At 53.0% G+C, this 25,150-nt stretch carries 20 protein-coding genes; 13 read left to right on the top strand and 7 right to left on the bottom strand.

Going from position 1 to position 25,150, the window contains the following annotated elements; all coding sequences use genetic code 11:
• Window positions 1–55: 55 nt before the first annotated feature.
• The 5 genes from dnaK to epmB all read left to right on the top strand — a co-directional run bounded on the left by dnaK (window position 56) and on the right by epmB (window position 5,958).
• Window positions 56–1,990, top strand: a complete 1,935-nt coding sequence (gene dnaK, locus EYC98_RS20700) for a molecular chaperone DnaK (protein WP_279247315.1) — start codon at window positions 56–58, stop codon at window positions 1,988–1,990.
• Between the two features lie 161 nt (window positions 1,991–2,151).
• Window positions 2,152–3,282: a molecular chaperone DnaJ gene (gene dnaJ / locus EYC98_RS20695; RefSeq protein ID WP_279247314.1), complete on the top strand. Its 1,131-nt coding sequence runs from the start codon at window positions 2,152–2,154 to the stop codon at window positions 3,280–3,282.
• A complete protein-coding gene (gene dapB / locus EYC98_RS20690; RefSeq protein WP_279247313.1) occupies window positions 3,279–4,091 on the top strand; it encodes a 4-hydroxy-tetrahydrodipicolinate reductase in 813 nt (270 codons plus the stop codon). Before dnaJ ends, dapB begins: the two co-directional genes overlap by 4 nt.
• Window positions 4,084–4,938 (top strand): thioredoxin, encoded by an 855-nt coding sequence (gene trxA, locus EYC98_RS20685; RefSeq protein ID WP_279247312.1) that lies wholly within the window; start codon window positions 4,084–4,086, stop codon window positions 4,936–4,938. The genes dapB and trxA overlap by 8 nt, the downstream gene beginning before the upstream one ends.
• 15 nt (window positions 4,939–4,953) lie before the next feature.
• Window positions 4,954–5,958 carry an EF-P beta-lysylation protein EpmB gene (gene epmB / locus EYC98_RS20680; protein ID WP_279247311.1) on the top strand — a complete coding sequence of 335 codons (1,005 nt, stop codon included), beginning with the start codon at window positions 4,954–4,956 and terminating at the stop codon, window positions 5,956–5,958.
• Here epmB and EYC98_RS20675 read toward each other — a convergent pair.
• Both EYC98_RS20675 and EYC98_RS20670 read right to left on the bottom strand, forming a co-directional pair.
• A complete protein-coding gene (locus tag EYC98_RS20675) occupies window positions 5,955–7,193 on the bottom strand; it encodes a cytochrome P450 (RefSeq protein WP_279247310.1) in 1,239 nt (412 codons plus the stop codon). The two genes, epmB and EYC98_RS20675, sit on opposite strands and share 4 nt — an antisense overlap.
• Window positions 7,194–7,212: 19 nt before the next feature.
• Window positions 7,213–7,692, bottom strand: coding sequence for a GNAT family N-acetyltransferase (locus EYC98_RS20670; RefSeq protein WP_279247309.1), 480 nt, complete (start codon window positions 7,690–7,692; stop codon window positions 7,213–7,215).
• Window positions 7,693–7,806: 114 nt separating this feature from the next.
• On the opposite strand from EYC98_RS20670, the gene EYC98_RS20665 reads away from it, so the two are divergent.
• The 6 genes from EYC98_RS20665 (at window position 7,807) to EYC98_RS20640 (ending at window position 14,404) form a co-directional block, all read left to right on the top strand.
• Window positions 7,807–8,988: an acyl-CoA dehydrogenase family protein gene (locus EYC98_RS20665; RefSeq protein ID WP_279247308.1), complete on the top strand. Its 1,182-nt coding sequence runs from the start codon at window positions 7,807–7,809 to the stop codon at window positions 8,986–8,988.
• A gap of 9 nt (window positions 8,989–8,997) precedes the next feature.
• Window positions 8,998–10,134 carry an acyl-CoA dehydrogenase family protein gene (locus EYC98_RS20660; RefSeq protein WP_279247307.1) on the top strand — a complete coding sequence of 379 codons (1,137 nt, stop codon included), beginning with the start codon at window positions 8,998–9,000 and terminating at the stop codon, window positions 10,132–10,134.
• A gap of 96 nt (window positions 10,135–10,230) precedes the next feature.
• Entirely contained in the window at window positions 10,231–11,271 is a 1,041-nt protein-coding gene (locus EYC98_RS20655; protein ID WP_279247306.1) for an LLM class F420-dependent oxidoreductase, read from the top strand.
• Window positions 11,271–12,068 carry an SDR family oxidoreductase gene (locus tag EYC98_RS20650; protein ID WP_279247305.1) on the top strand — a complete coding sequence of 266 codons (798 nt, stop codon included), beginning with the start codon at window positions 11,271–11,273 and terminating at the stop codon, window positions 12,066–12,068. The genes EYC98_RS20655 and EYC98_RS20650 overlap by 1 nt, the downstream gene beginning before the upstream one ends.
• Window positions 12,069–12,108: 40 nt before the next feature.
• Entirely contained in the window at window positions 12,109–13,854 is a 1,746-nt protein-coding gene (gene aceK / locus EYC98_RS20645) for a bifunctional isocitrate dehydrogenase kinase/phosphatase (RefSeq protein WP_279247304.1), read from the top strand.
• Window positions 13,855–13,858: 4 nt separating this feature from the next.
• Window positions 13,859–14,404 carry a histidine phosphatase family protein gene (locus EYC98_RS20640; RefSeq protein WP_279247303.1) on the top strand — a complete coding sequence of 182 codons (546 nt, stop codon included), beginning with the start codon at window positions 13,859–13,861 and terminating at the stop codon, window positions 14,402–14,404.
• Here the strand turns inward: EYC98_RS20640 and EYC98_RS20635 are convergent.
• The 3 genes from EYC98_RS20635 to EYC98_RS20625 form a co-directional block, all read right to left on the bottom strand.
• Window positions 14,401–15,252 (bottom strand): acyl-CoA thioesterase, encoded by an 852-nt coding sequence (locus tag EYC98_RS20635; protein WP_279247302.1) that lies wholly within the window; start codon window positions 15,250–15,252, stop codon window positions 14,401–14,403. The two genes, EYC98_RS20640 and EYC98_RS20635, sit on opposite strands and share 4 nt — an antisense overlap.
• Window positions 15,253–15,295: 43 nt before the next feature.
• A complete protein-coding gene (locus tag EYC98_RS20630; RefSeq protein WP_279247301.1) occupies window positions 15,296–16,579 on the bottom strand; it encodes a TetR/AcrR family transcriptional regulator in 1,284 nt (427 codons plus the stop codon).
• Window positions 16,580–16,676: 97 nt separating this feature from the next.
• Entirely contained in the window at window positions 16,677–17,252 is a 576-nt protein-coding gene (locus tag EYC98_RS20625; protein ID WP_279247300.1) for a DNA-3-methyladenine glycosylase I, read from the bottom strand.
• Window positions 17,253–17,310: 58 nt separating this feature from the next.
• On the opposite strand from EYC98_RS20625, the gene EYC98_RS20620 reads away from it, so the two are divergent.
• Window positions 17,311–18,069 carry an enoyl-CoA hydratase/isomerase family protein gene (locus EYC98_RS20620; protein WP_279247299.1) on the top strand — a complete coding sequence of 253 codons (759 nt, stop codon included), beginning with the start codon at window positions 17,311–17,313 and terminating at the stop codon, window positions 18,067–18,069.
• A 56-nt stretch (window positions 18,070–18,125) separates the two neighbouring features.
• On the opposite strand, the gene EYC98_RS20615 is transcribed toward EYC98_RS20620, so the two are convergent.
• A complete protein-coding gene (locus EYC98_RS20615) occupies window positions 18,126–18,641 on the bottom strand; it encodes a TlpA family protein disulfide reductase (RefSeq protein ID WP_279247298.1) in 516 nt (171 codons plus the stop codon).
• Window positions 18,642–18,686: 45 nt separating this feature from the next.
• Window positions 18,687–21,905 (bottom strand): ligand-binding sensor domain-containing protein, encoded by a 3,219-nt coding sequence (locus tag EYC98_RS20610; protein ID WP_279247297.1) that lies wholly within the window; start codon window positions 21,903–21,905, stop codon window positions 18,687–18,689.
• 251 nt (window positions 21,906–22,156) lie between these two features.
• Between EYC98_RS20610 and EYC98_RS20605 the strand changes: the two genes are divergently transcribed.
• Window positions 22,157–25,141, top strand: a complete 2,985-nt coding sequence (locus EYC98_RS20605) for a S8 family serine peptidase (protein WP_279247296.1) — start codon at window positions 22,157–22,159, stop codon at window positions 25,139–25,141.
• Window positions 25,142–25,150 lie beyond the last annotated feature (9 nt).

The raw sequence follows: 25,150 nt of genomic DNA, 5'->3' as shown, positions 1-25,150 counted from the left end.
CAGAAGCAAGTGATTATATAAGCAGCCTGAAGCGGGCTGCCAAGAGGAGAAAACAATGGGCAAGATTATAGGAATTGACCTGGGCACTACCAACTCATGCGTCGCAGTACTGGACGGTGACAAGACGAAGGTTATCGAGAACGCTGAGGGCGATCGTACGACTCCGTCCATCATCGGTTACACCGAAGACGGCGAAGTATTGGTAGGCCAATCGGCCAAGCGCCAGTCGGTCACCAACCCCACTAACACCGTGTATGCGGTGAAGCGTCTGATCGGTCGTAAGTTCAAGGACGATGTGGTTCAAAAAGACATCAGCATGGTGCCTTACAAGATTGTTGAAGCCGATAACGGTGACGCCTGGGTTCAGACCCGTGGCGAAAGCATGGCGCCTCCGCAGGTGTCAGCGCAAATACTGATGAAGATGAAAAAGACGGCTGAAGAATTTTTGGGTGAGCCGGTCACAGAAGCTGTTGTGACTGTGCCTGCATACTTTAATGATTCCCAGCGTCAGGCTACCAAGGACGCCGGTAAAATTGCCGGGCTTGAGGTCAAGCGTATTATCAACGAGCCGACTGCGGCGGCGCTGGCTTACGGTATGGACAAAGCCAAGGGCGACCGCACTATTGCAGTGTATGACCTCGGCGGCGGTACCTTTGATATCTCTATCATCGAGATTGCCGAAGTAGACGGTGAGCACCAGTTTGAAGTGCTGTCGACCAATGGTGACACTTTCCTCGGCGGTGAAGATTTTGACATGCGCCTGATCGAGTATTTGGCAGCAGAGTTCAAGAAAGAAAGCGGTATTGATCTGCATAACGATCCGTTGGCACTGCAGCGACTGAAAGAAGCTGCAGAAAAAGCCAAAGTCGAGTTGTCCTCCAGTCAGCAGACTGAAGTAAACCTGCCGTATGTTACAGCGGATGCTTCTGGCCCCAAGCACCTGGTCGTGAAACTGTCACGCGCCAAGCTGGAGTCGCTGGTTGAAGACCTGGTCGCACGTACTATTGAGCCGCTGAAAATTGCATTGAAAGATGCCGACCTCAGCCCCAGCGAAATTGACGACGTTATCCTGGTCGGTGGTCAGACTCGTATGCCGATGGTACAGGCCAAAGTGGCTGAGTTCTTTGGTAAAGAGCCACGCAAGGACGTGAACCCTGATGAAGCAGTAGCGATGGGTGCGGCCCTGCAGGGCGCGGTACTGAGCGGTGACGTTAAAGACGTGTTACTGCTGGACGTGACTCCGCTGAGCCTGGGTATTGAAACTATGGGCGGTGTGGCCACTCCGTTGATTGAGAAGAACACTACGATTCCTACCAAGAAGTCGCAGATCTTTTCGACAGCAGAGGACAACCAGTCTGCGGTGACTATTCACGTGGTACAGGGTGAGCGTAAGCAGGCAGCCTCGAATAAGTCGCTGGGCCGTTTTGATCTGGCAGATATTCCGCCTTCGCAGCGTGGCATGCCACAAATCGAGGTCACCTTTGATCTGGATGCTAACGGTATTCTGAACGTGTCGGCGAAAGACAAGGCCACTGGCAAAGAACAGTCTATTCGCATCACCGCGTCGGGTGGTTTGAGCGATGACGAGATCGAAACCATGATGGCTGACGCCGAAGCTAATGCTGAAGCTGATGTGCTGTTTGAAGAGCTGGTGACTGCGCGCAACACCTGTGAGGGATTGATGCACGCTACTCGCAAGACTCTCGAGGAAGCCGGAGACAAGGCGACTGAAGAAGAGAAGACCGCGATTGAAGCAGCGCTGGCAGAGGCTGAAGAAGCACTGAAAGCGGATGACAAAGCTGCCATTGATGCGGCAACTGAGAAGCTGACTGAAGCCTCTGGTGGGTTGGCGCAAAAGTTGTACGCCGAGCAGGCAGCGGAAGCTGAGGCGGCCAGTGGTGAAGGTGCACAAGCGCAGGCAGAACCCGCTGACGATGCGGTGGATGCTGAGTTTGAAGAAGTGAAGGACGAAGACAAGAAAGCCGGCTAAACAGCGGTTGGCGGCCCTAAGCGGCCGCCAGCTTCTCATACAGTTGGGCAGGGGCTACGCTTACTGCAACATTGCGCGGACCCTGGTGGTCCGCGAAGTTCGTTAAGAGACACTGCAATTTGGCACGACGCCAAGCGCAGGCAGCAAGAGAACACTGAAACATGTCGAAACGTGATTATTATGAAGTTCTTGGCGTCGCCAAAGGTGCCGATGAGAAAGAGGTTAAGAAGGCTTATCGCCGTATTGCGATGAAGTTTCACCCTGATCGCAACTCCGATGATCCCGATTCAGACGACAAGTTCAAGGAAGCCAGTGAGGCTTACGAGATACTGTCTGACCGCGAGAAGCGCGCCGCTTACGACGCGCACGGACATGCCGGCGTTGACCCGCAGATGGGTGGCGCTGGTTTTGGTGGCGGCAACTTCAGCGATATTTTTGGCGATGTATTCGGAGACATTTTTGGCGGTGGTGGCGGCGGTCGTGGCCGCGGCGGCCCACAGCGTGGTTCAGATCTGCGCTATACCCTGGACATAAGTCTGGAAGATGCCGTGCGCGGCACGCAGGTGAAAATTCGTGTGCCCACGTTACAGCACTGTGGTACCTGCGACGGCAGTGGCGCCAAAGCGGGCAGTAAGCCTGTCAACTGCGATACCTGTGGTGGTGTTGGCCAGGTACGTATGCAACAGGGCTTTTTTCAGGTGCAGCAAACCTGTCCAGCCTGTCGTGGTGCCGGTCGTATCGTATCTGACCCCTGCACCGACTGTCGTGGCCAGGGCCGCGTAGAAGAGACCAAGACCCTGTCGGTTAAAGTACCCGCCGGCGTTGATACCGGTGATCGTATTCGCCTCAGCGGCGAAGGCGAGGCTGGCCCCGACGGCGGTCCGCCGGGTGATTTGTTTGTGCAGATGGATGTGCAGCGTCACCCCATTTTTGAGCGCGACGGTAAGAACTTGTACTGCGAGATGCCTATTACCGTAACGGATGCGGCACTGGGCGGTGAACTGGAAGTACCGACGCTGGATGGCCGGGTCAAATTGAAAGTGCCCGCCGGTACCCAGACCGGGAAACTGTTTCGACTGCGTGGCAAAGGTGTGAAGCCGGTTCGCGGTGGCAGCGAAGGCGATCTGTTGTGTCGAGTAGAAGTCGAAACTCCGGTGAACCTTAACAAGCGTCAGCGTGAATTACTGGAAGAGCTGGCATCGACTCTGCAAGACTCCGGAGATAAAAATTCCCCGCGCCAGACCAGCTGGTTTGAGGGCGTAAAAAGCTTTTTTGATGATATGAAACTATGACAACACGTATAGCGATTACCGGCGCCGGTGGGCGTATGGGGCGTACCCTGGTAGAGGCCGTGGCCGCTACCGAAGGTCTTGAGCTCACAGCAGCCTTTGAACAACCAGACAGCAGTCTGCAGGGCACCGATGCCGGTGAACTGGCCGGTCTGGGCGCCAATGGCGTGATTGTCGGTAGCGATGTTAGTGCTGCGTTGAATGACTTTGACGTGCTCATCGACTTTACTGTGCCGCTGGCGACGCTGGCGAATGTGCGCGCTTGCCAGAGTGCTGGTCGTGCCATGGTTATTGGTACCACGGGTTTCACCGCTGAGCAGCAGGCGGACATTGATGCTGCTGCGCAGTCGATTTCCATTTGCAAAGCAACCAACTTCAGCACCGGCGTTAACCTGTGCTTTAAGCTGCTGGAAATGGCTGCTGCAGTCATTGGCAACGATACTGACATTGAAATTTATGAAGCCCATCACCGCCATAAAATTGACGCGCCCTCGGGTACCGCGTTGACCATGGGGCAGGTTGTAGCGGATACGCTGGGTCGAGATCTAGACAAGGTGGCCGTTTATGGTCGCGAGGGCCAAACTGGTGCGCGCGGTAGCGACACTATTGGTTTTGCCACTGTGCGCGGGGGCGATATTGTGGGCGACCATACGGTAACGTTTGCCGCCGACGGTGAGCGGGTAGAGATTACCCACAAGGCCAGTAGTCGTATGTCTTTTGCCCGCGGCGCAGTGCGTGCCGCCGGTTGGCTAGTAATGCAAAATCCGGGTTTGTACGATATGCGCGACGTATTGGGGTTCAATGATGAGTGAATTCAGTGTTGATATAACGGTCGAAAACGCACAGCAGATACTCATCGAAGAGTCGATGACGCGGCCGGTAGTGGTCGATGTCTGGGCGGAGTGGTGTGAGCCCTGCAAAACCCTGATGCCGTTGCTGGATAAGCTGGCTGACGAATACCAGGGTCAGTTTCTGTTGGCCAAGCTGAATGCCGATGACCATCAGGACATTGCCCAGCAGCTCGGCGTGCGCAGCTTGCCCACGGTGCTGGTGATTAAAGAAGGACAGCCGGTAGATGGGTTTGTGGGCGCGAAGCCCGAATCAGAAATTCGCGAGGTGTTGGACAAGTATCTGCCCAAGCCCTGGGACCTGATGTTGCAACAGGCGCAGGCCGCCATGGAAGCGGGTGAGCTGGAAACCGCGATGGAAATTTTGAAACAGGCCTATGATGACTCCAACCACCAGCTTGATATTACGCTGAGCTATGTGCAGGTGTTGATTGAGTTGAACCGACTGGACCAGGCTGAACTGGTGTTGGGCGACATACGCATGGCAGATCAGGACGCCATCTACGAGCAGCTCAAAGCGCAGATCGAACTCAAACGTGAGGCGGCACGATCGCCAGAAATGAAGGCGCTGGAACAGCAGTTGGAGCAAAACCCTGATGACGCCGAATTGCTGAGCGCTGTCGCTGTGCAATACAGCGACGCCGGGCTGCACAAAGAAGCGATGGCGTCGTTAATTAAGGTTCTGGAGAAGGACCGCGACCACGCCGATGGTAAGACCCGCAAACTGTTGCTGGATATTATTGCCAGCCTGGGCAAGGGTGATCCGCTGGCGGTGGAGTTTCAGCGCAAGCTGTTTGGCCTGATGTACTAGGTCGGGCGCTCGACTGTGACTAGCATTATTAGCGCAGTCGACGTCAGCACCAGTTGGCAGACACTGCTGGCGCAGGCGTTTACTTCGCCGCGTGAACTACTCAAATTTGTTTCGATAGATCCCGATCAGCTAGCGCTACCGGCGCCTGATGCACTGGATTTTGCGTGTCGGGTGCCACTGCCCTTTGCGCGCTTGATGCAACCGGGTGATATCAATGACCCGTTGTTACGTCAGGTGCTGCCGCTATCGGTGGAGCTCGAGCCGGTGCCCGGTTATTCCGCGGATCCGCTGGACGAGGCGCACGCTAGCCCGCAGGACGGGATTATTCAGAAGTACCATGGTCGCGTATTGCTGGTTGCCGCCAGCGCCTGCGCGGTGAATTGTCGTTACTGCTTCAGGCGCCATTTTCCCTATCAGGAACAAACTGCGGCAGGCACCGAACTGCAGGAGGCCTTTGACTTTATTGCCAGTCATGACGACATCAGTGAAGTGATTCTTTCCGGTGGTGACCCGCTGGTACTGGGTGAGCGCCGCTTTGCTGAGTTGGTGACGCAGCTCGAACATATTCCCCATGTGCGGCGCCTGCGTATTCATAGCCGCCTGCCTATCGTTTTGCCACAGCGGATAACCCCAGAGTTGTTGACTGTGTTGCAAGAGACCCGGCTCCAAGTGGTGATGGTAGTGCACAGCAATCACGCCAACGAAATCAGTACCGAGGTGCGCGACGGTTTTAGGCAGTTGCGTGCGGCGGGTATCACCTTGTTTAACCAGAGTGTCTTATTGGCAGGGGTTAACGATACCGCCACGGTACTGGCTCAGCTCAGTGAAACGCTGTTTGATGCGGGCGTCACGCCGTACTACCTGCACCAGTTAGATCCGGTGGCCGGTGCTGCACATTTTGCCGTGCCGCTGACGCGGGCGCGGCGTTTGCATCATGAGCTGTTGGCTTTGTTGCCAGGGTTTCTGGTCCCCAGACTGGTTAGCGAGCTGCCAGGGCAGGTGTCTAAAACCCACCTCTAGGCAGAGCGGGTGTCCACCCAGAATTCACTAAAGCCGCGAAACGAAGGAATGGAGTGATACACATGCCCGCGCTCGCTGTGACCGAGAGTGGGGTAGCGTTCCAGCAGTGCCAGTATGGCTTCCTGCGCTTCAAGGCGGGCCAAATGAGCGCCCAGGCACAAGTGACTGCCGCCACCAAAGGACTGGTGGTGGGTATCTTCGCGTTGAATATCGAAGCTGTCCGGGTCCGGGTAAAAATCCGGATCACGATTGGCGCTTGCCAAAGACACGGTTAAAGAATCCCCCTGATGCGCGGGGCAGCCGGCCAAGGTTGTATCGGCATTGACGACGCGGCCAGAGTTTACGACAGGGGAGTCATAGCGCAATATTTCTTCTACGGCGTTGCCAATCAGGTCGGGGTTGGCGCGCAGCTTGGCCAATTGCCGGGGGTGGTCCAGCAGCGCCTTGATGCCATTGCCTATCAAGTCAGTAGTGGTGACGTTGCCGGCAATCAGCAGTAAATTGCACTGGCGAATGATCTCATTGCGGGTGAGCTTCTCACCGTCTTCTTCGGCCCTGATCATGTCACTGAGCAGGTCGTCGCCCAGATCCTGTGAGCGGCGCTCTATCTCCGAACCGAAAAAATCCATGAGTGTATTGTTGGCCGTCTCGGCCGCGGCCTGCTGCTCGGGGGTTGGAAACGGATTGAAGCTGATTTGTACCGATGTGTCTGACCAGCGTTTGAAATCGGCGTGCAGTGCAGCGTCAATACCCAGTAGTTCGGCAATCACCACGGTAGGGATAGGGCCGGCAAAGGCTTCTATCAGATCAAACTCGGGCTCTGTTATGGCATTGAGTATGCGCTGCACCACTTCGCGGGTGCGCGGACGCCAGCGCTCTACGGCGGCCGGGGTAAATGGTGCACTGACCAGACCGCGCAGTCGTCGGTGGTCCGGCTCGTCCATCAGCAGCATTGGCATGTCTTCTTCATCGCCGAATCCTTTAGCGAGGAATTCTTTGCTAAAAGTCCCCGGCCGTGCCTTTCTAGGGTCGGCGTAAAAAGTTTTACTGCGCAGTATTCCCTTAACATCATCGTGGCGGGTATACATGCGGCGCTGAAGTTCCTTGTCCAGCAGCATGGGGGCATCTTCGCGCAAACGCTTGAGCAGGGGGTAGGGGTCTGCGCGAAAATCTTCATCCAGTGGTGTCAATTGCATGCCCTGGGGTAAGGTTTCGTCCTGCGTTGTGTCGCTCATGGGTATAGCTCCTGCCGATTTATGTCGCCAATGCCTTCAAGGCTGCGCCGGTCATGCGATAGCCTACCCATTCACTCTGGGGGCGGGCGCCCAATGCTTCGTAAAACTCTATCGAAGGTTGGTTCCACTTTAGTACATTCCACTCAAAACGACCGCAGTTTTTGTCTACTGCGATGCTCGCCAGACGCCGCAGCAGCGCTTTGCCGCCGCCGCTGCCGCGATGCTCGAGTGTTATATAAAGGTCTTCTAGAAACAATCCCGGTTTGGCCAACCAGGTGGAGTAATTGTAGAAGTAGACGGCAAAACCGATGGGCTCACCGTCGAGTTCGCAAATGAGCGCTTTGACCTGCGAGTCAGCGCCAAAAATGCTCTCTTGTACGCTGGCTTCGTTGGCCTCGACCTCATGCTCGGCCTTCTCATAAACGGCGAGTTCTCTCACATAGTGCAGAATCAAGGCACTATCTGCCACGCAGGCTTCGCGGATTACCAAGTTGGACAAAACACCTACTCCCACAGGTCCGATAGATACAAGATAGCGTATTCTCTAAGACGGCGCCTACTTGAAAGCTAAGTAAACATACTGTAAGTTCAAACGCCGCAATTGGAGGTAATTATGGATACGCAATTTTCAGCGGAAGACTTGGTCTTTCAGGCCGAGGTACGGCAGTTTTACAAAGACAACTACACGGCCGAGTTACAGGCAAAACTCGCTAATCTGGACACTTATAAGCAAACCCAGATCGAATGGCAAAAGCTGCTGTTTGACAAAGGTTGGGTCGCGACTGGCTGGCCGCAAGAGTATGGCGGTACCGGTTGGACTGACACCCAGAAATTCATTTTCTCCACCGAGCGCTCCAGCGCTGGGGCGCCTGATGTGGTGCCGTTTGGATTGAAGATGGTTGGCCCGGTCATCTACGCGTTTGGTAACGATGAGCAGAAGCAGCGTTTTCTGCCGGGTATTCTTAACAGCGACGACTGGTGGTGTCAGGGCTACTCTGAACCAGGTGCCGGTTCTGACCTTGCCTCTTTGAAAACCAAAGCTGAGCTCGATGGCGATGAATACGTGGTCAATGGCGCCAAGATATGGACTAGCTACGCGCAGTATGCTGACTGGATTTTTTGCCTGGTACGTACCAACAATGAGGGTAAGAAGCAGCAGGGCATCAGTTTTTTACTGATCGATATGAACACGCCGGGAATCAAGGTCAATCCTATTGTCACCATTGACGGCCACCACAGTTTGAATGAAGTGGAATTCAATGATGTGCGGGTACCGGTCGCTAATCGTATTGGTGAACAGGACAAGGGCTGGACGTATGCCAAGGCGCTGTTAGCACACGAGCGTACATCGATTGCCGGTGTTGCTGATTCCAAGAAAAATTTGGCACAGGTCATTGAGCTTGCTCGCACCGAAGGTGGCTCTGGACGTTCGCTGATCAACGACCCGGCGTTTCAAAAGCAGGTATCTGATATTGAAATAGACCTGATGGCGCTGGAGTTTACTGAGTTGAGAGTGCTTGCGGCATTATCTTCCGGCGGAGCTCCGGGTCCTGAATCATCATTATTGAAGATTAAGGGTACGGAGATTCAGCAGGCCGTGCAGGAACTGCGGATGCAGGTTGCAGGTACCTTTGGCGGCGTGCTGAGCGATGAAAGCGGTGGCGATATTAGCGGCCATGAATTTGGCAGTGACGCGCGCAGAGCCTATATGTACGGTCGTGCAACCACCATTTATGGCGGTTCTAACGAGGTCCAAAAAAATATCATTTCCAAAGCTGTACTGGGATTGGGGTAGGTAAAAACTATGAATTTTGATTTTTCTGAAGAGCAGAATATGCTCAGGGACAGCGTGTCCCGTTTTGTAATGGATAACTATGACTTTGCCACGCGCAATGAGGTAGTCGCCAGCGAACTTGGTTATAGCGCCAGCAACTGGAATACTTTTGCTGAACTGGGCTGGTTGTCAGTACCTTTTAGTGAATCCGTAGGCGGTTTTGGCGGCAACGCTGTAGATACCATGGTAGTTATGGAGCAGATGGGTAAGGGCCTGGTGGCCGAGCCCTTTGTTGGGACTGTGCTGTTGTTCGGCGGGCTGATTGAAAAAGCGGGTAGTGCCGATCAGCGCGAGGCGCTGCTGCCAGACGTTATTGCTGGAGAGACGCAGGGCGCTTTTGCCTACCTGGAGCGCCAGTCGCGCTATGACCTGGCAGACGTCACCACCCGTGCGGAAAGCGCCGGCGATGGCTATACCCTAACGGGTAGCAAAGCCTTGGTGTTCAATGGTATGGCGGCGCAGACCTTGATTGTGGCGGCTCGCACCTCTGGCGAGCAGTACGACAGTGACGGCATTAGTCTGTTTCTGGTGGACGCAGCCGCGGGCGGCGTGACACGCACTGGCTACCGTCTGATGGACGGGCAATTGGTCGCCAATATTGAGTTTGATGGCGTGACCGTCGGCGCTGACGCACTTTTGGGGGCGGCTGGAGAAGCTCTGCCTGCTATGCAGGCCGTGGTTGACGATGTCACTCTGGCATTGTGTGCTGAAGCGCTAGGCATCATGGAAACACTCAACGCCACCACAGTAGAGTATGCCAAGACCCGACAGCAGTTCGGAGTGGCTATTGGTTCCTTTCAGGCGCTGCAGCATCGCATGGTAGACACCTTTATGGCCTATGAACAAACCAAGTCTATGCTGTATCGTACGGTCTGCAGTTTGGAGGCTGAGGCAGATGATGCCAGCCGCAACCTGCACGCACTGAAAGTGCTGGTGGCCAGATATGGCAAGCAAGTAGGTGACGAAGCCATTCAGATTCACGGTGGCATGGGTTTGACCGATGAGCTGGATGTTGGGCATTACGTGAAGCGCCTGATGACCATAAACACGCTGTTTGGCGATGGCGCTTTTCATCAGGCTCGCTTCAACGAATTGACATATAATTAGAACAGAGATTTCGGGTCGACCTAACAGAGGTCGACCCGCATATTCCAACACGAATTTCATATAAATAGCGGCCAAGCCGTAGAGGGAGACAGACGCATGAAACTAGGTATTTTGCTGGGCTATTCGGGTAAACAAATTCGCATTCCTATGGACACGGTCAAACTGGCCGAAAGCATGGGCTATGACTCAGTCTGGACCGCAGAAGCCTATGGTTCTGATGCCGTAACACCGGCAACCTGGATTCTGTCGCAAACCGACAAGATTCGTGTAGGTACTGCGATTATGCAAATGCCGGCGCGTACGCCTGCGATGTGTGCCATGACCTCTATGACGCTGGCTCAGCTGTCTAACAACCGCTTTATTGTGGGTTTGGGAGCTTCCGGTCCACAGGTTGTAGAGGGCTGGCACGGCGTACCTTATGGCAAGCCTATTACCCGCACCCGTGAGTACATCAAAATTATGCGCGCGATCATGGCCCGCAAAGGCCCGGTTGAATTCGATGGTGTTGAATACCAACTGCCCAACAAGAGCGAAGCCGCTACCGGTCTGGGTAAGCCGCTGAAGTCGATTCTTGACGGCAATGAGGACATTCCCTTCTACACCGCATCTATTACACCTGCCGGCCTCAGCTGCGCTGCTGAAGTTGCAGACGGCGTATTCCCCGTGTGGATGGACCCCGATAAATACAGCCTGTTCGAGGCTGATCTGGAAAAAGGCTTCGCCAAAGCTGGCAACGGCAAGAGTCTTAAGGACTTTGATATTGCGCCGTTTGTGAGCGTGGTGATGAACGATGACCTGGAAGCGGCTTACGCTGCTGCTGCTCCGATGCTGGCGCTGTATATTGGCGGCATGGGTGCCAAGGGTAAGAACTTCTATAACGACTACGCGACTCGCCTGGGTTACGGTGACGCCGCCGAGAACATTCAGGAGCTGTATTTGACCGGTAAGAAGGCTGAAGCCGAAGCCGCAGTGCCTCGTGAACTGATTGACGAAGTGGCATTGGTAGGTTCTGAAGGCCGTATTCGTGAGCGCCTGGATCGCTGGAAGACAGCCGGTGCTGCAGGTCATGTGGGTAGCATGCTGTTGGGTGTTAACGACCCCAAGGTCATGGAATTCCTGGCTAACGAGCTGCTTTGATGGACGTCGCCGGTAAAATCGTTGTTGTTACCGGTGCTGCTAACGGCATTGGCAAGGCGCTTGCAGAGCGCTTTGCTGCCGACGGCGCAGAGCTGGTTGTAGTAGCTGACCTTGAAGAAGAAAATGCGCGCGTCGTGGCTGAAGCCATTGGCGGGCGTGCTTTCGGCGTGAATGTGCGTGATGAAAGCCAGATTCAGGCGATGGTGGCCGAGCTAGAGGCAGAGTACGGTCGCATCGACTTGTTCTGTAGTAATGCCGGTATCATTGCTGGCGACGGTCCCAGCTGGATGGCGACCGGCGCCGACAATGCCGTGTGGGCAGCCATGTGGGATATTCATGTAATGGCCCATGTATATGCCGCCCGCGCCTGTCTGCCAGGCATGATTAAGCGTGGAGAGGGTTACTTCCTCAATACGGTATCAGCGGCGGGATTACTTAATCAGATAGGTGATGCGCCTTATTCCACCACCAAGCACGCGGCGGTTGGTTTTGCCGAGTCACTGGCTATTACCCACGGTGATGAAGGTATTGGCGTGTCGATGTTGTGTCCGCAGGCAGTCGACACCCGCATGATCAAGCAAATTGGTGACGGTGATGGTGGCAGTGCTGCCGTGGATGGAGTGTTAACCCCTGAGCAGGTTGCTGAGTCTGTCGTGCAGGGTCTAAAGGACGGTCTGTTTATGATTTTGCCTCACGAGCAGGTGGAGTCATACCGCCAGCACAAGGCGAGAGATTACGGCCGCTGGATTGGCGGAATGCGTAAATTACGTCGAACTATGGGCACTCCGTCACAGTAAGCGGGGGGCCTATCGGCCTTTGGCCGGTTATAATTTATAGATGGACACCTCCATGCGTTTTGCTCAAACCATATTGCACGGGTTTGAGTCCTACTTCGCCGACTTTCAGAACATCACGTTGGCCGCTCGGCCGCGCTTCGAAAACGCGGATTGGGCTGGCATTCATGCTGCGTCTCGCGAGCGCATTGATCTGTATAAAGAGAAAATTAACAAGGTCTCTGAGTTTGTAGAACTCATTGCCGGTGATCAGTTGCGCGATCTGGATTTTTGGTCAGCGGTGCGTGAGCATTACGCCGTGCTGATCAAAGGCCATAATAACTACGAGATAGCGGAAACCTTCTTCAACAGCATTTACTGCAGTGCCTTCAGCCACCGTAAGATTCGTGACGAGTACGCGTTTGTGTTTTCGCCTCACGGCGACATGCCTTCGGTGAGTAGCGGACGACTGTGGCGCAGCTATCAGTTGGAAGTAGGTCTGGAAGTATTCCTTGAGCAGATGTTGGACGATTATGCGCTGAATATTCCCTACGAAGATAAGCACCGGGACATTGCCAATATTGCCAGTGTGGTGCGTGATTTTCTTTTGCCCCGATTTGGTGGCGAACTGGAAAATACCACAGCTCAGGTGCTGGACTCCTTATTTTTTCGCAACAAGGGTGCCTATATTGTCGGCAAGCTGGTGTCGGGTAATAAGACCATGCCCTTTGTGCTGCCGCTGTTGCACACGGAGCAGGGCAGTGTCTACGTGGACACAATACTGTTTGGAGCTGACCGAGTTAGTGTCATATTCAGTTTTACCCGCACCTACTTTATGGTCGATGCCGAAGTGCCGTCACAGTATGTGATGTTTTTGCAAAGTCTAATGCCGGCCAAAGCCATATCAGAAATCTACAGCGCCTTGGGTTATTACAAACACGGCAAGACCTATTTCTACCGTTGTGCAGTACGTCATATGGAAGGCACGCGTGATGAGTTTATTCTGGCGCCGGGTATTAAGGGCATGGTGATGAGCGTTTTCACCTTGCCCAGTTACGACTTTGTATTCAAGATTATCAAGGATCGCTTTACCCCGCCCAAGGATATGACCCGGGCTCAGGTTATGGATAAGTACCGGCTGGTAAAGCGTTCTGACCGAGCGGGACGCATGGCTGATACTCAGGAGTTTACCAATCTGGCGTTTGACCGTAATCGCTTTTCCGACGAGTTGATGGAAGAGCTACACAAGGTTGCACCGTCACAGATAGAGGAAAACGGCAAGGCCCTGGTGATTCGTCACGTGTACGTGGAACGGCGGATGACGCCGCTTAATTTGTATTTGCGCAGCGCCACCGATGAGCAGATTCACTCGGTGATGGACGAATATGGCAACGCGATCCGCGAACTGGCGACGGCGAATATTTTCCCTGGCGATATGCTGCTGAAGAATTTTGGTGTCACCAGGCACGGCAGGGTGGTGTTCTATGACTACGATGAAATTTGCCCGCTGACCGATTGTAACTTTCGCACAATACCCGAGCCGCGCTGTGAGGAAGAAGAAATGGCTAGCAGCCCCTGGTATAGCGTGGCGCCGGAGGATATTTTTCCGGAGGAATTTCGGCTATTTTTCAGCGGCAATAGCCGTGCTCGAAAAGTGTTTGATCAACTACACAGCGATCTGTACAAAGCCAGTTTTTGGCAGGGTCTGCAGAGTGAAATTCGCGATGGCCAGGTGGAGGATTTTTTCCCCTATCGGCGCAAGCTGCGTTTTCCGCGGCAAGTTATGTTGCAACAGAGGCTGCAAGGATAGAGAAATGACAGAGATATTTTTGGTACGACATGGTGAGGCGGCTGCGAAGTGGGGCGAGTCTCCTGACCCGGGCTTGAGTCCGCTGGGGCACGAGCAGGCGGCTGCCGCGTCGCAGGCGTTGACCGAATACGGCGCGCTGCATTTGATTAGCAGTCCGCTGTTGCGAGCCAAAGAGACTGCAATGCCGCTGGCCAACGCACTGGGCGCTGGGGTAGAAATCGTGGACCTATATCGAGAAATCCCGTCACCGTTAGATTGTGATGATCGTCAGGGTTGGTTGTCGCAAATGATGAAGCAGTCGTGGCAGGAGCAGTCGGAGGTCATACGTGACTGGCGCGAAGCACTCTGGGACTCGTTGTTTGAGTTAGAGACATCCACCGTTATTTTTACCCACTTTATGGTGATCAACGCTGTAGTCAGTCGGCTGACGAACGTCGATGCCACAGTCTGTTGTGTACCCGACAACTGTTCTATTACGCGGTTGCACAAAGACGATATGGCGCTCAATCTGGTGGAAGTAGGGCGCCAGCACCAGACGCACGTTAACTAGATACGCATCAGCGCTTCCTGCGCGACCGAGGCTACCAGTTCGCCCTCACGGGTATAGAACGTGCCACGAGTGAAGCCTCTGGCTCCGGCTGCCGCCGGGCTGTCGTGGACATAGATGAGCCACTCATCCGCGCGCAGTGGGCGATGAAACCAGAGCGCATGGTCGAGACTGGCGAACATCATATTCTTGCTACGGTTGTTGATGGGATGTGGGCGCATAGCTGATCCCATCAGCGTCATATCTGACATATAGGTCAGTGCGGTCTGGTGCTGAATCAGGTCATCGCCCATGGTGCCGTTGGCGCGCAGCCAGCAGGCAGTATGCGGTGGCCCTATGTCTTGTTCTGGCGAGAGGTAGTCTGGCCGTACCACAGGGTTACGCTCAATGGGGTAGGCCGGCAGAGGATCAAAGCGGTCCGGGTGTTCCTCTGACATCCTTGTCCAGAAATTCAGGTCGCTTTCCAGGGATTCCGGTGCGGGGTAGTCGGGCGCCTCAAACTGATGTTCGGGACCGCTCTCCGGCACCTGAAAAGAAATAGAGGTGTTAAAAATGGCGCGGCCGTCCTGCTTGGCAACTACGCGGCGTGTGGTAAAGCCACGTCCGTCGCGAATTGGGTCCACCTCGTACACAATCTGCTTTTTGGGATTTCCCGGACGCAGAAAGTAAGCGTGCATAGAGTGAGCGATGCGTTCGGCATCAACGGTACGCAGTGCAGCATTCAGAGCTTGCGCCAGTACCTGGCCGCCAAACACCCGTGCCGGATAGCGCGGGCTTTGCCCGATAAAAAGGTACTTGTCGATTTGCTCTATCTGCAGATTGCTCAGCAGCTTGTCCAGATCAGTGGTCACGTCAAACTCCGGGTGTAATTAGGTAGGCCTTGGGGGGCCTGGCTTAGCGGGGCTTGAGGCCGCTGAAAAGGCAGTCGTAAAAATCAATGGATGCTTGATTCACGTCTTCTATATTGCGCCATGTAGGTAGGTCCATGCTGGCGTTTATGGCTCCTGAAATAAGCTGCTGGGCCACCTCTACGTTGATGGAGCGTACGCTTCCATCGGTAATCCCATCACGCATGAAGCCGCCAAACTCGTCATTACCCTTATCGGTAAGCGCCAGGATTTTCTTGCGGCGTTCGATAGGTAGTGCGGTGATGGTGTTGTAGCGAATCATCGGGCCATCGTCGGAGTTTTGGATAGTAAACGTGCCACGACAGACATAGTCGAGTCGCTCGATACCCCGGTTTAGATTATCGGCGTCGCGGCGCAGCGTCTCAGAAATGGCCAGAGAACGCTGGTAACAGCTATAGAGCAGGTCTTCCTTACTCTTGATGTGATAGTAGAAGGCGCCTTTAGTGACGTGTAGGGTTTCGGCAATCTCATCTAGCGACGTTCCGGCAAAGCCCTTCTTGTTAAAGAACCAGGTGCCGGTCTTGTGAAAGGCCTCCTGCTTCAAACGATTCTGCTCCTCCCGATTAAAGCCCTGTGGATTTTCGGCCGCCAGTTTGGGAAAACTAAAGTCCCGAAAGCGGTAGGCCTGCTCACCGCTGCTGAGGCCGTTCGTGACCAGGTCACAGGCGGCTCTGGCAATGTCGTCGATCTGTTCAATGGGCACGGTGCGCAGCCAGTTGAATGACCATTGCATGGAGCCAATCAATCCCAGCGTGGTGGCAGTGCTTTCGCAGTCGCGGATGCTGCCTTCAGCGATACCGTCTCTTATGTACTGGCGAATGCGCAGGAACATAGCGGTATAACGCTGCTCCACGTCAGCGCGGTGGACGTCGCCTAGTGAGGCGATCTCCAGCAGGGCTGCCGTGTGATTGCGGTGGCCCAATTGCGCCTCCCGCCAATCTATAAAGTGCGCGTGCAATACAGCGGTGACCCGGTCTAGTCCGGAACTCTGTTTGGACTCTATAGCGTCGAGCCCGGCGTTCAGGTGGTCCAGGGCGGCGACATAGCACTGATAGATGAGTTCTTCTTTGGTTTTAACGTAATAGTAGAGGCTGGTCTTGGTTAACCCCAGACTCTGAGCAATATCTAACAAGGTAGTGGAGCGAGAGCCGCGGCCATTGAACAACCGCGCCGCTTGCGACAGGATAGCCGAGCGCTTGGCGTCGTGCTGCGCGGTGCGGTTAAACGGAGAACCGCCAGTTTTGCCTGTACTGTCCTTGCTGTCGGTCATGGCCCCTGCGCGCCCCGGAAAGGCGTCAATACTTAAGATTCTAGAATTTTACTTTAGAGTATGTTTTTTGAAAGGGCAATAATAGCGTGGTTTGCGGTCACTGAGCCAGCTTTTTACAGGCCCTGTGGCGATAGCATTCGATCGTGTGATCATTCACTAGTCCACAGGCCTGCAGATAGGCATACATAATAGTCGAGCCCACAAAATTGAAGCCGCGCTTCTTCAGATCCTTACTGATGCGATCTGACAGCTCGGTACTTGCCGGCATATCAGCCATGCTGGTAAAGCGGTTCTGTAACGGCTTATGGTCCACGTAGGCCCAGATATAATCACTAAAGCTGCCAAATTCATTTTGTAGTTTTAGGAAGGCGCGGGCATTCTGGCGCGCGCTGTAGACCTTGAGCCGATTGCGAATTATGGCCGGGTTTTGCAGGAGTCTGTCCAGCTGGGCATCGGTGTAGCGGGCAACCTTGTTGACATCGAAGCCGTCGAACAACGCTCTATAGCCCTCGCGCTTGCGTAGCACGGTAATCCAGGCCAGCCCCGCCTGTGCCCCCTCAAGTATCAAGAACTCGAATAACTCTGCGTCATTGCGGCAGGGAACGCCCCATTCTTCATCGTGATAGCGCTGGTACAGGTCATCATCACCGCACCACTGGCAGCGTTTAGGCATGTGAATTCTCCCGGGGAGTTTTGCTGTGCATGATGCTATGAGTATAGAATGCCTGCCCATGACTGAGACAGTATTGTTTGAAAAAGATGGCCCCATCGCCCGCTTGGTATTGAATAACCCGAGCCGGCACAATTCGCTGGGCGAAGTCGAGTTAATGGCGTTGCAGCAACATATTGAGAGCGTGGTGGCAGACCCGCAATTGCGGGTGCTAATTGTCACCGGTAGTGGCAGCAAGACTTTCTGCGCCGGTGCAGCGCTTAATCAGTTGGGCGCGGGGCAGATAAGCGGTGACCTGTTTCAGCAAACTACTGACTGTCTGGCAGCCGTGCCAATACCTACAGTGTGTGCTCTTAACGGCAGTGTTTACGGTGGCGGTACCGAGTTGGCGTTGAGCTGCGATTTTCGGGTGGGAGTGCAGGGTACGCGGTTGCGTGTGCCCGCAGCCAGAATTGGATTGTGTTACCCGATTGGAGGTATCAACCGGTTTGTAGAACGTTTGGGCGTGAATATCGCCAAGCGGATATTGGTTGGTGCTGAAGAATTTGATGCCGAGGCGATGTTACATATTGGTTTTCTAGACCACTTGGTACCGGCCTCTGAGTTAGAGGCAAAGGTCAGTGATATGGCGCAATCCATGGCCGGACTGGCGCCGTTGGCCGTGCAAGCGATGAAGGCAATTCTGCAGCAGGCAGCCGCGGGTGCTATTGATCTGAATCAGGCCCAAGCGATGGCTCAGACCTGTACCGACTCTGAAGACTTGCAAGAAGGTTTTGCAGCGCAGCGAGAGCGGCGCGAGCCGGAGTTTAAGGGCCGTTAAGTGAACGTCAGCTGGCGCAGGACCATAACGCTGACATTGAATATCAGTCTAAGCGCTTACTGGTCCAGCATGGCCTCGACTTGATCGCGTATTTTCTCAGCGTCGCCTCTGCGAAAACCCTCATGAATAGCAACGATGACGCCATCCCGGTCAATTAGGAAGGCGGTAGGCATGCCCAGTACTCCGTAGGTGGATGGGCTGGTGCTATCAACGTCCGAAAGTACTGGATAGTCTACCGGCAGTTCTTTCAGGAACTCCAATGCATCCTCCTCGAAGGCATCAACGTTGATTGCCAGTACCTCGAAACCACGGTCTTTGAGCTCGTTGCGCACCGTATTCATCATGGGCAGAGACAGGCGGCATGGGCCGCACCATGAAGCCCAAAAATCAAGGTAAACCACCTTGCCGCGCAGGCTGGAGAGGCTAGTGGTGGCGCCGTCCGCTGGCAGGTTGGGTAGCTCAACCGCCGGCGCCTTGTCTCCCACGGCAACGTTCAGCGCTTGAACAGATAGGGGTAACGTCAGCAGCAAGCTGGCAAGTATGTATCTTATGAGTAGATGTGAAGGTTTCATAGCTTAGAAGACTAGCACGCTCAATGCGGTTTCTGCCATCGAGCTTCAGCGCGGTACCAGCATGGTTTTTGGGTCAATTGCCGGCCGCGGTATTTCAAAGACAAATTGGGTGCCGTTGGTGCGATCGATGGTCATTGCAGCGTTGATCGCCAGGGTAAATTGACGAACAACCTCGAGCCCAAACGTGGTGGGCTGGGCTGGGTCGACGTTGCCGGGGAGCCCTGAGCCACTATCAGATACTTCCAGTCGCCAGCCCTTAAGGTCGACATTTTCTTCCATCACAATGTTGACGTAATGTATTCCCAGTCCGTCCTGGAAAGCATGTTTGTAGCTATTGCTTAGCAACTCGTTAACGATAATCGCGCAGGGCACAGCAATGGCAGCTGGCAGTCCTGCGGTCGAGGTGCTGTTGCTCACCGCAACGCTGGCCTCATTAACATATAAGCTCGTAAAGCGAGCGGCGATAAGCTGTTCAACCAAGTCATGGAAGTTCACTTCAAGTCGGTCGGCGAGATAGTAAATATGATGATCCAGGTACTTTAAGGCTGCGAAGCGTTCTATGTTGTCCTTGAACAGCTCAAGTAGCGTTGGATCATCAATAACCTCTGCCTGCTTATCGAGCAAATCTGACACCACGTTCATGACTTGCTCTGTATGATCTCGAACGTTTTCTATTAGCAATTGCTGGATATCGAGTTGGTCTTCCAGGTCATCCATCGCTTGTTCGGCAGTGCCGTGCATAACGTCAGCCAGTTCGTTAGCGCGTTCTTTTAACATATAGGTGTCGTAGTAGCGCAGCGAGAACCAAATCAGCCAGAAAAGAAAGCCGAAGTAGATTGAGAAGGCCCACCATGTGAGCCAGGGTGCTGGAAATATTCGCAGTGCTAAAGCTTTACCGTCTTCATTCCAAACTCCGTCCGAATTGGCACCTTTCAAATGTAGACGGTAGTGGCCGGAAGGTAAGTTGGTGAAGCTGGCATTGTGCCTGGCACCAAGATCGATCCAGTCACGATCAAAGTTCTCGAGTTTGTAGCGATAGCGGTTCTTATGTGGCTCGGTGTAATCCAATGCGCTGAACTCAAAGTTGATGTAGTAGTCTTCGTGACCGATATCGAGACGATTAATATTGGCGTAGGCCACATCAACGGGTAACTCTTTGCCTGCTATGTCGATATTGGTGAGAACAAAGCGTGGAGGGGGGCGTTCCTCGACCACTCTGGCTGGGTCAAATCTGTTGAAACCTCGGTTACCACCAAAATAGAGCCGTCCCTTGCTATCCTTGAATGAGGCACCGAAATTGAATTCGTTATCCTGCAGTCCGTCGCTGTAGTCGAAGGTTTTGAGGGTGAGATCGTTGGGATTGAGGCGGGCAAGGCCACTTGCTGCGGACAGCCATAGCATGCCCTCCTCGTCTTTCTGCATTGAATATATTGTGGTCTTTGGCAATTTTGGATAGGTTTCGACGGACTCCACGTTCCATACCTTTAGATTTGGATCAGGTTCCCCGATTAATAGTAGCCCGCTATTTTGAAGGCTCAGCCAAACTCTGCCGCTGTCATCTTGAATTGCATCAATTATTATATGAGGCTGATCTTTCGCTGCCTTAGGACTGTATGTAAGCATTCTCCTGACTTTGAGGGTATCTCTATTCAAGAGGCTGATTCCTTTGGTTGTCGTAAAAAGGAGCCACTTCTCCGATAGTTCCAAGGTTTTATATACAACATTGGAACTTATGGTGTCGGAATCCGTATCAGAGTACGAGAGAGTTAGAGAGTTTTGATCATTAGGCCCAATGCTGGTCACCCCTCCGCCGAAGGTCGAGACCCAGAGCACGTTTCGGTCGTCAAGAAAAATGTCAACAATAGCGTTTGCGCCGATCTTACGCGAGGGGCTGGAGTCTTGCCTAAAATGTTTGATATTTTTTTCTTTGAGATCTAGTTGGGCAACGCCATTTGTTCTAGTGCCTATCCACAAATTGTCCCCATTCGCCTCTAGGCTCATTATTCTGGGAGGCGATTTTTCACTCGTAAAGAACCGGTCTTCAGCCTCTTCAAAAGTAGATTTACCGCGATTTTGGAAGTACAGAGTGTCGTAAGTACCAACCCAAAGCGTATTGCCAGCAGTTTCTGCAAATGAAGTAATCGATTCACTCTCCAAACCGTGGTGCGCGTTAAAGATCTCAAATCTTGAATGAAACCCAGCGTAGAGGCCATAGTGCGTGCCGATCCAGAAGTTACCCTCTTGATCCTGAAGAATGTTCATAATGAAATCTTCTTCTAGATTTGAGTTTTTGCTGTTGAAATTGGTGAAAGTTCCCTCAGCGTTAAATAGGCTAAGGCCCGCATCTGTGCCTATCCAAATACGATTCTCATGGTCTTCATATATCGTGTTTACTGCTTTGCTTAAAATGGAAGAATTGTCGCCAGATAAAGGGCGATAATTTTTCAGCTCGCCGCTCTCCAGGTTTACAGCGAACAGGCCGTCTGCCGAAGTCCCTATCCACAATGTCTGATCTGGTGCGATGTGAAGAGTGGTTATCTGACTTCTGACAATGTCGTTGATTGTCCCGGCAATTCCCGAGCTGCTAGAAATTGCTCCAGTATGCCTTTGATAGAGCAGCAAGCCTTCTTTAGTTGTGCCAACCCACAGCTGGAGAGGATTAGGTGCGGCTATCGCTGTTATAGCGCCATTTTTTGTCGCCAATCGGTTAAAAACTGTTCGATGCACGAAATCCTGAGTGTGAGGGTCAAACATCGATAGCCTTCCATCGAGATATCCTAACCATAACATCCCGATTTCGTCGCTTATTAGGGTGCTGATATTGTTAGAAAGTAAGGAGTTCGTTTCACCACCGCTTACCAGCGTCTTAAAACCCCGTGCTCCAGGGTCATAATAGTTTAAGCCGCCCCCTGTGGTTGCTATCCATAGCTTACCGCTGGTGTCCTGAACCATTTGTCTGACGTTGTTATGGCTGATACTGCCTACATTTTCTTCGCTGGCTTGATAAGTGCGCAACTCATAGCCGTCGAACCTATGCAGTCCCTCCTGAGTGAGAATCCAGATAAGCCCGGTTTCGTCCTGAAATGTTTGTCTGACGGTCTGCTGCGTCAGGTCCTCGGATATTGCCGATCTTGTGATCTTGAAGTTGTGGCGTGAAACGGGGTCTTGCGATGCCAATAGTAGGCTTGGCGTCATCAGCACTAATATCAGGCCTATTATTAAGCGGTAGTTCCCCATCTTCGCCCCAATCCAGGTTAGCTCCATACCCTATTAGTCAGTCTAGCAAAGACCTTGTGATGCGCCAGAAACCATTACGTGGGCCTGAAGAAGAGCATTAACTCGTTTAGTGACCCATTCGGGTCATATGACTATCAACGCCACCCCTCAATAATCGAGGCTTGAAGTGCGCCTTGTGCAAGGGCGTTGGTTAGTCGTGGCTGAAAAGTGCACGACAGGTTCCTAGTAAACCGCAATTTGTAACGGCAAAACTAGCGGACAACAGTGGATAGAGTGAAATGAAAGTACTGACACAAAATGGTATTACTCGGATGGGCGCGATAGCTGCGGTAGTAGCCTTGGTGGCATTTGGGCCCTACGAATTGCAGTCTTCTAATCCGGATAAAGGTGAAGTTCGAAGCCTCCTTATTCAGGGCGATAATATTCCTGCACTGGTAGCAGTTGTAGAGGGTGTGGGCGGAACCGTCAGTCACAAGCTGGACACTTTGCAAGCAATAGGAGTCGATGTCTCACCGGAGCAACTGCGTTTGATAAGTCGCAGTGAGCACGTTCGCCGGATACTTGATGATTCCTCTGTTGCGTTAAATTCTTCGTCAGAGCAGTGTACTGTTGGCGGCGGACATCTGCTTCAGTTATCCGATGATGGCCAGGTCTCTTGGAAGATCAGTCAGCAGACAAATAGCGATACTGCGACCTTGGACTCACTATCACTGAGTTGGCCTTCTGAATTGGGCTCCTTAGAGGCTATTCGACTCGGCGGTAAGTTACTAACTACCGAAGTTGCGACAGGTACGCTCGAACTGCAGCTCGAAAGTCTTGGCCAGGTTGCGGAACTGGATTCGGATGCATCTGTACTTTTGGAAATGTCTTTCTCAAACACTCCTCAAAGCCAAAAAGACATTCGCCAAAGTCAATTCGATATCGAGATCGAGTACGCCGGAAACTGCAGTGTGGGGCTAGTAGCCGGATATGAGGATTATGAGTCAGATTCATATTTCCCGGGAATAGTTCGTGCCGATAAGCTACACCAAATGGGGATTACCGGTAGTGGAGTTACGGTAGCGGTAATCGATAGCGGATTGTCAAATAGCTTTGACGCCTTAAAATTGGACAGTGTTGGAAAGAATCGCATAATCGCTACCTACGACGCCGTTAACAATATAGTAGGCGGGGAGTTAATCGATACTAAAGGGCACGGGACTCATATCACGTCCATCTTGGCAAGCAGTGAGAAGGCTGATTCGTCGTTGTCTGATGGATTCAGCTATCAAGGGATAGCGCCTGATGCGAATATCATCGTGGTCAAAGCCTTTGACGGAGAAGGGCAGGGTTCCTACCTAGATGTGCTTCGAGCCCTTGAGTTCGTTTTAGAAAATCGAGAGAAGTACGATATTCGGGTACTAAATTTGAGCTTTGGCTCCAAAGCAAGAGGCGCTTACTGGGAAGATCCTGTTAACCGATTGGTTATGGAGGCTTGGCGGCAAGGTATCATGGTTGTAGCGTCGGCTGGCAATGCAGGGCCTGATCCACTTTCCATTACCGCCCCAGGCAATATCCCGTATGTACTTACCGTAGGGGCAGTTACTGACAACTACACGCCTAATGATAAGACCGACGATACATTGGTTGGATTTTCTAGCGTAGGACCTACTCGCGATGGTTTTATGAAGCCAGAAGTTGTGGCTCCAGGCGGTCATATGATCGGTTTCGCAGATAGTGATTCAGTATTGGTCAATGAGCGGCCGGAGGCGGTCCTTGATGGCGGCCGTTTTGTTATGTCTGGTTCATCTCAAGCTGCGGCACTAGTGAGTGGTGTAGCGGCATTAATGATACAAAATGACCCCAGTTTAACTCCGGATCAGGTGAAGTGCCGGCTGACAAGCACAGCAAATGCGGCTACCCAAGGTGATGGTAGTCTTGCATATAGCGTTTTACAGCAGGGGTTTGGCTATATTGATGCTTTTGATGCAGCACACGCCGTTGATAGCCTTTGCGCCGATAGTGGATTAGATATCGTTGCTGATTTAAGCGGGAAGGCTCATTTCAATGGACCAATTTCTTCGTCAATCGATGGTGCCTTCTCAATGGGCGATCGCGCAGTGTGGAACGGAGAATACGCTGCAGTTGAAAATGTGAACTGGAGCTACCCAACCGAATTTGCCGAAGTCGCGAGTGTAGCCACAGCTGTAGCTGGTTCGAATTATTTACTGGACAATGCTGGATATAGTACTGCCGGTAACTACTGGAATGCCGGCAACTACTGGAACGCGGGCAATTACTGGAACGCGGGTAACTACTGGAATGCCGGTAACTACTGGAATGCCGGTAACTATTGGAACGCGGGCAATTACTGGAACGCGGGTAACTACTGGAATGCCGGTAACTATTGGAACGCGGGCAATTACTGGAATGCCGGCAACTATTGGAATGCCGGTAACTACTGGAATGCCGGTAACTATTGGAATGCCGGTAACTATTGGAACGCGGGCAATTACTGGAATGCCGGTAACTACTGGAATGCCGGTAACTATTGGAACGCGGGCAATTACTGGAACGCCGGTAACTACTGGAATGCCGGTAACTATTGGAACGCGGGCAATTATTGGAACGCGGGTAACTACTGGAACGCGGGTAACTACTGGAATGCCGGTAACTACTGGAATGCCGGTAACTACTGGAATGCCGGTAACTATTGGAACGCGGGCAATTACTGGAACGCCGGTAACTACTGGAACGCCGGTAACTACTGGAATGCCGGTAACTATTGGAACGCGGGCAATTACTGGAACGCCGGTAACTACTGGAACGCGGGTAACTACTGGAATGCCGGTAACTACTGGAATGCCGGTAACTACTGGAACGCGGGTAACTACTGGAATGCCGGTAACTACTGGAATGCCGGCAACTACTGGAATGCCGGTAACTACTGGAATGCCGGTAACTACTGGAATGCCGGTAACTACTGGAATGCCGGTAACTACTGGAATGCCGGCAACTACTGGAACGCTGGCAACTACTGGAACGCGGGTAACTACTGGAATGCCGGTAACTACTGGAATGCCGGTAACTACTGGAACGCGGGTAACTACTGGAATGCCGGTAACTACTGGAATGCCGGTAACTACTGGAATGCCGGTAACTACTGGAACGCGGGCAATTACTGGAACGCCGGTAACTACTGGAATGCCGGTAACTATTGGAACGCGGGCAATTACTGGAATGCCGGTAATTACTGGAATGCCGGCGCGGACACCAATTCCTAGAAAAGCAGT

Source organism: Candidatus Litorirhabdus singularis (assembly GCF_026262625.1).
Classification (GTDB): Bacteria; Pseudomonadota; Gammaproteobacteria; order Pseudomonadales; family Halieaceae; genus Litorirhabdus; species Litorirhabdus singularis.
This window is presented reverse-complemented; position numbering and strand designations above follow the sequence as displayed.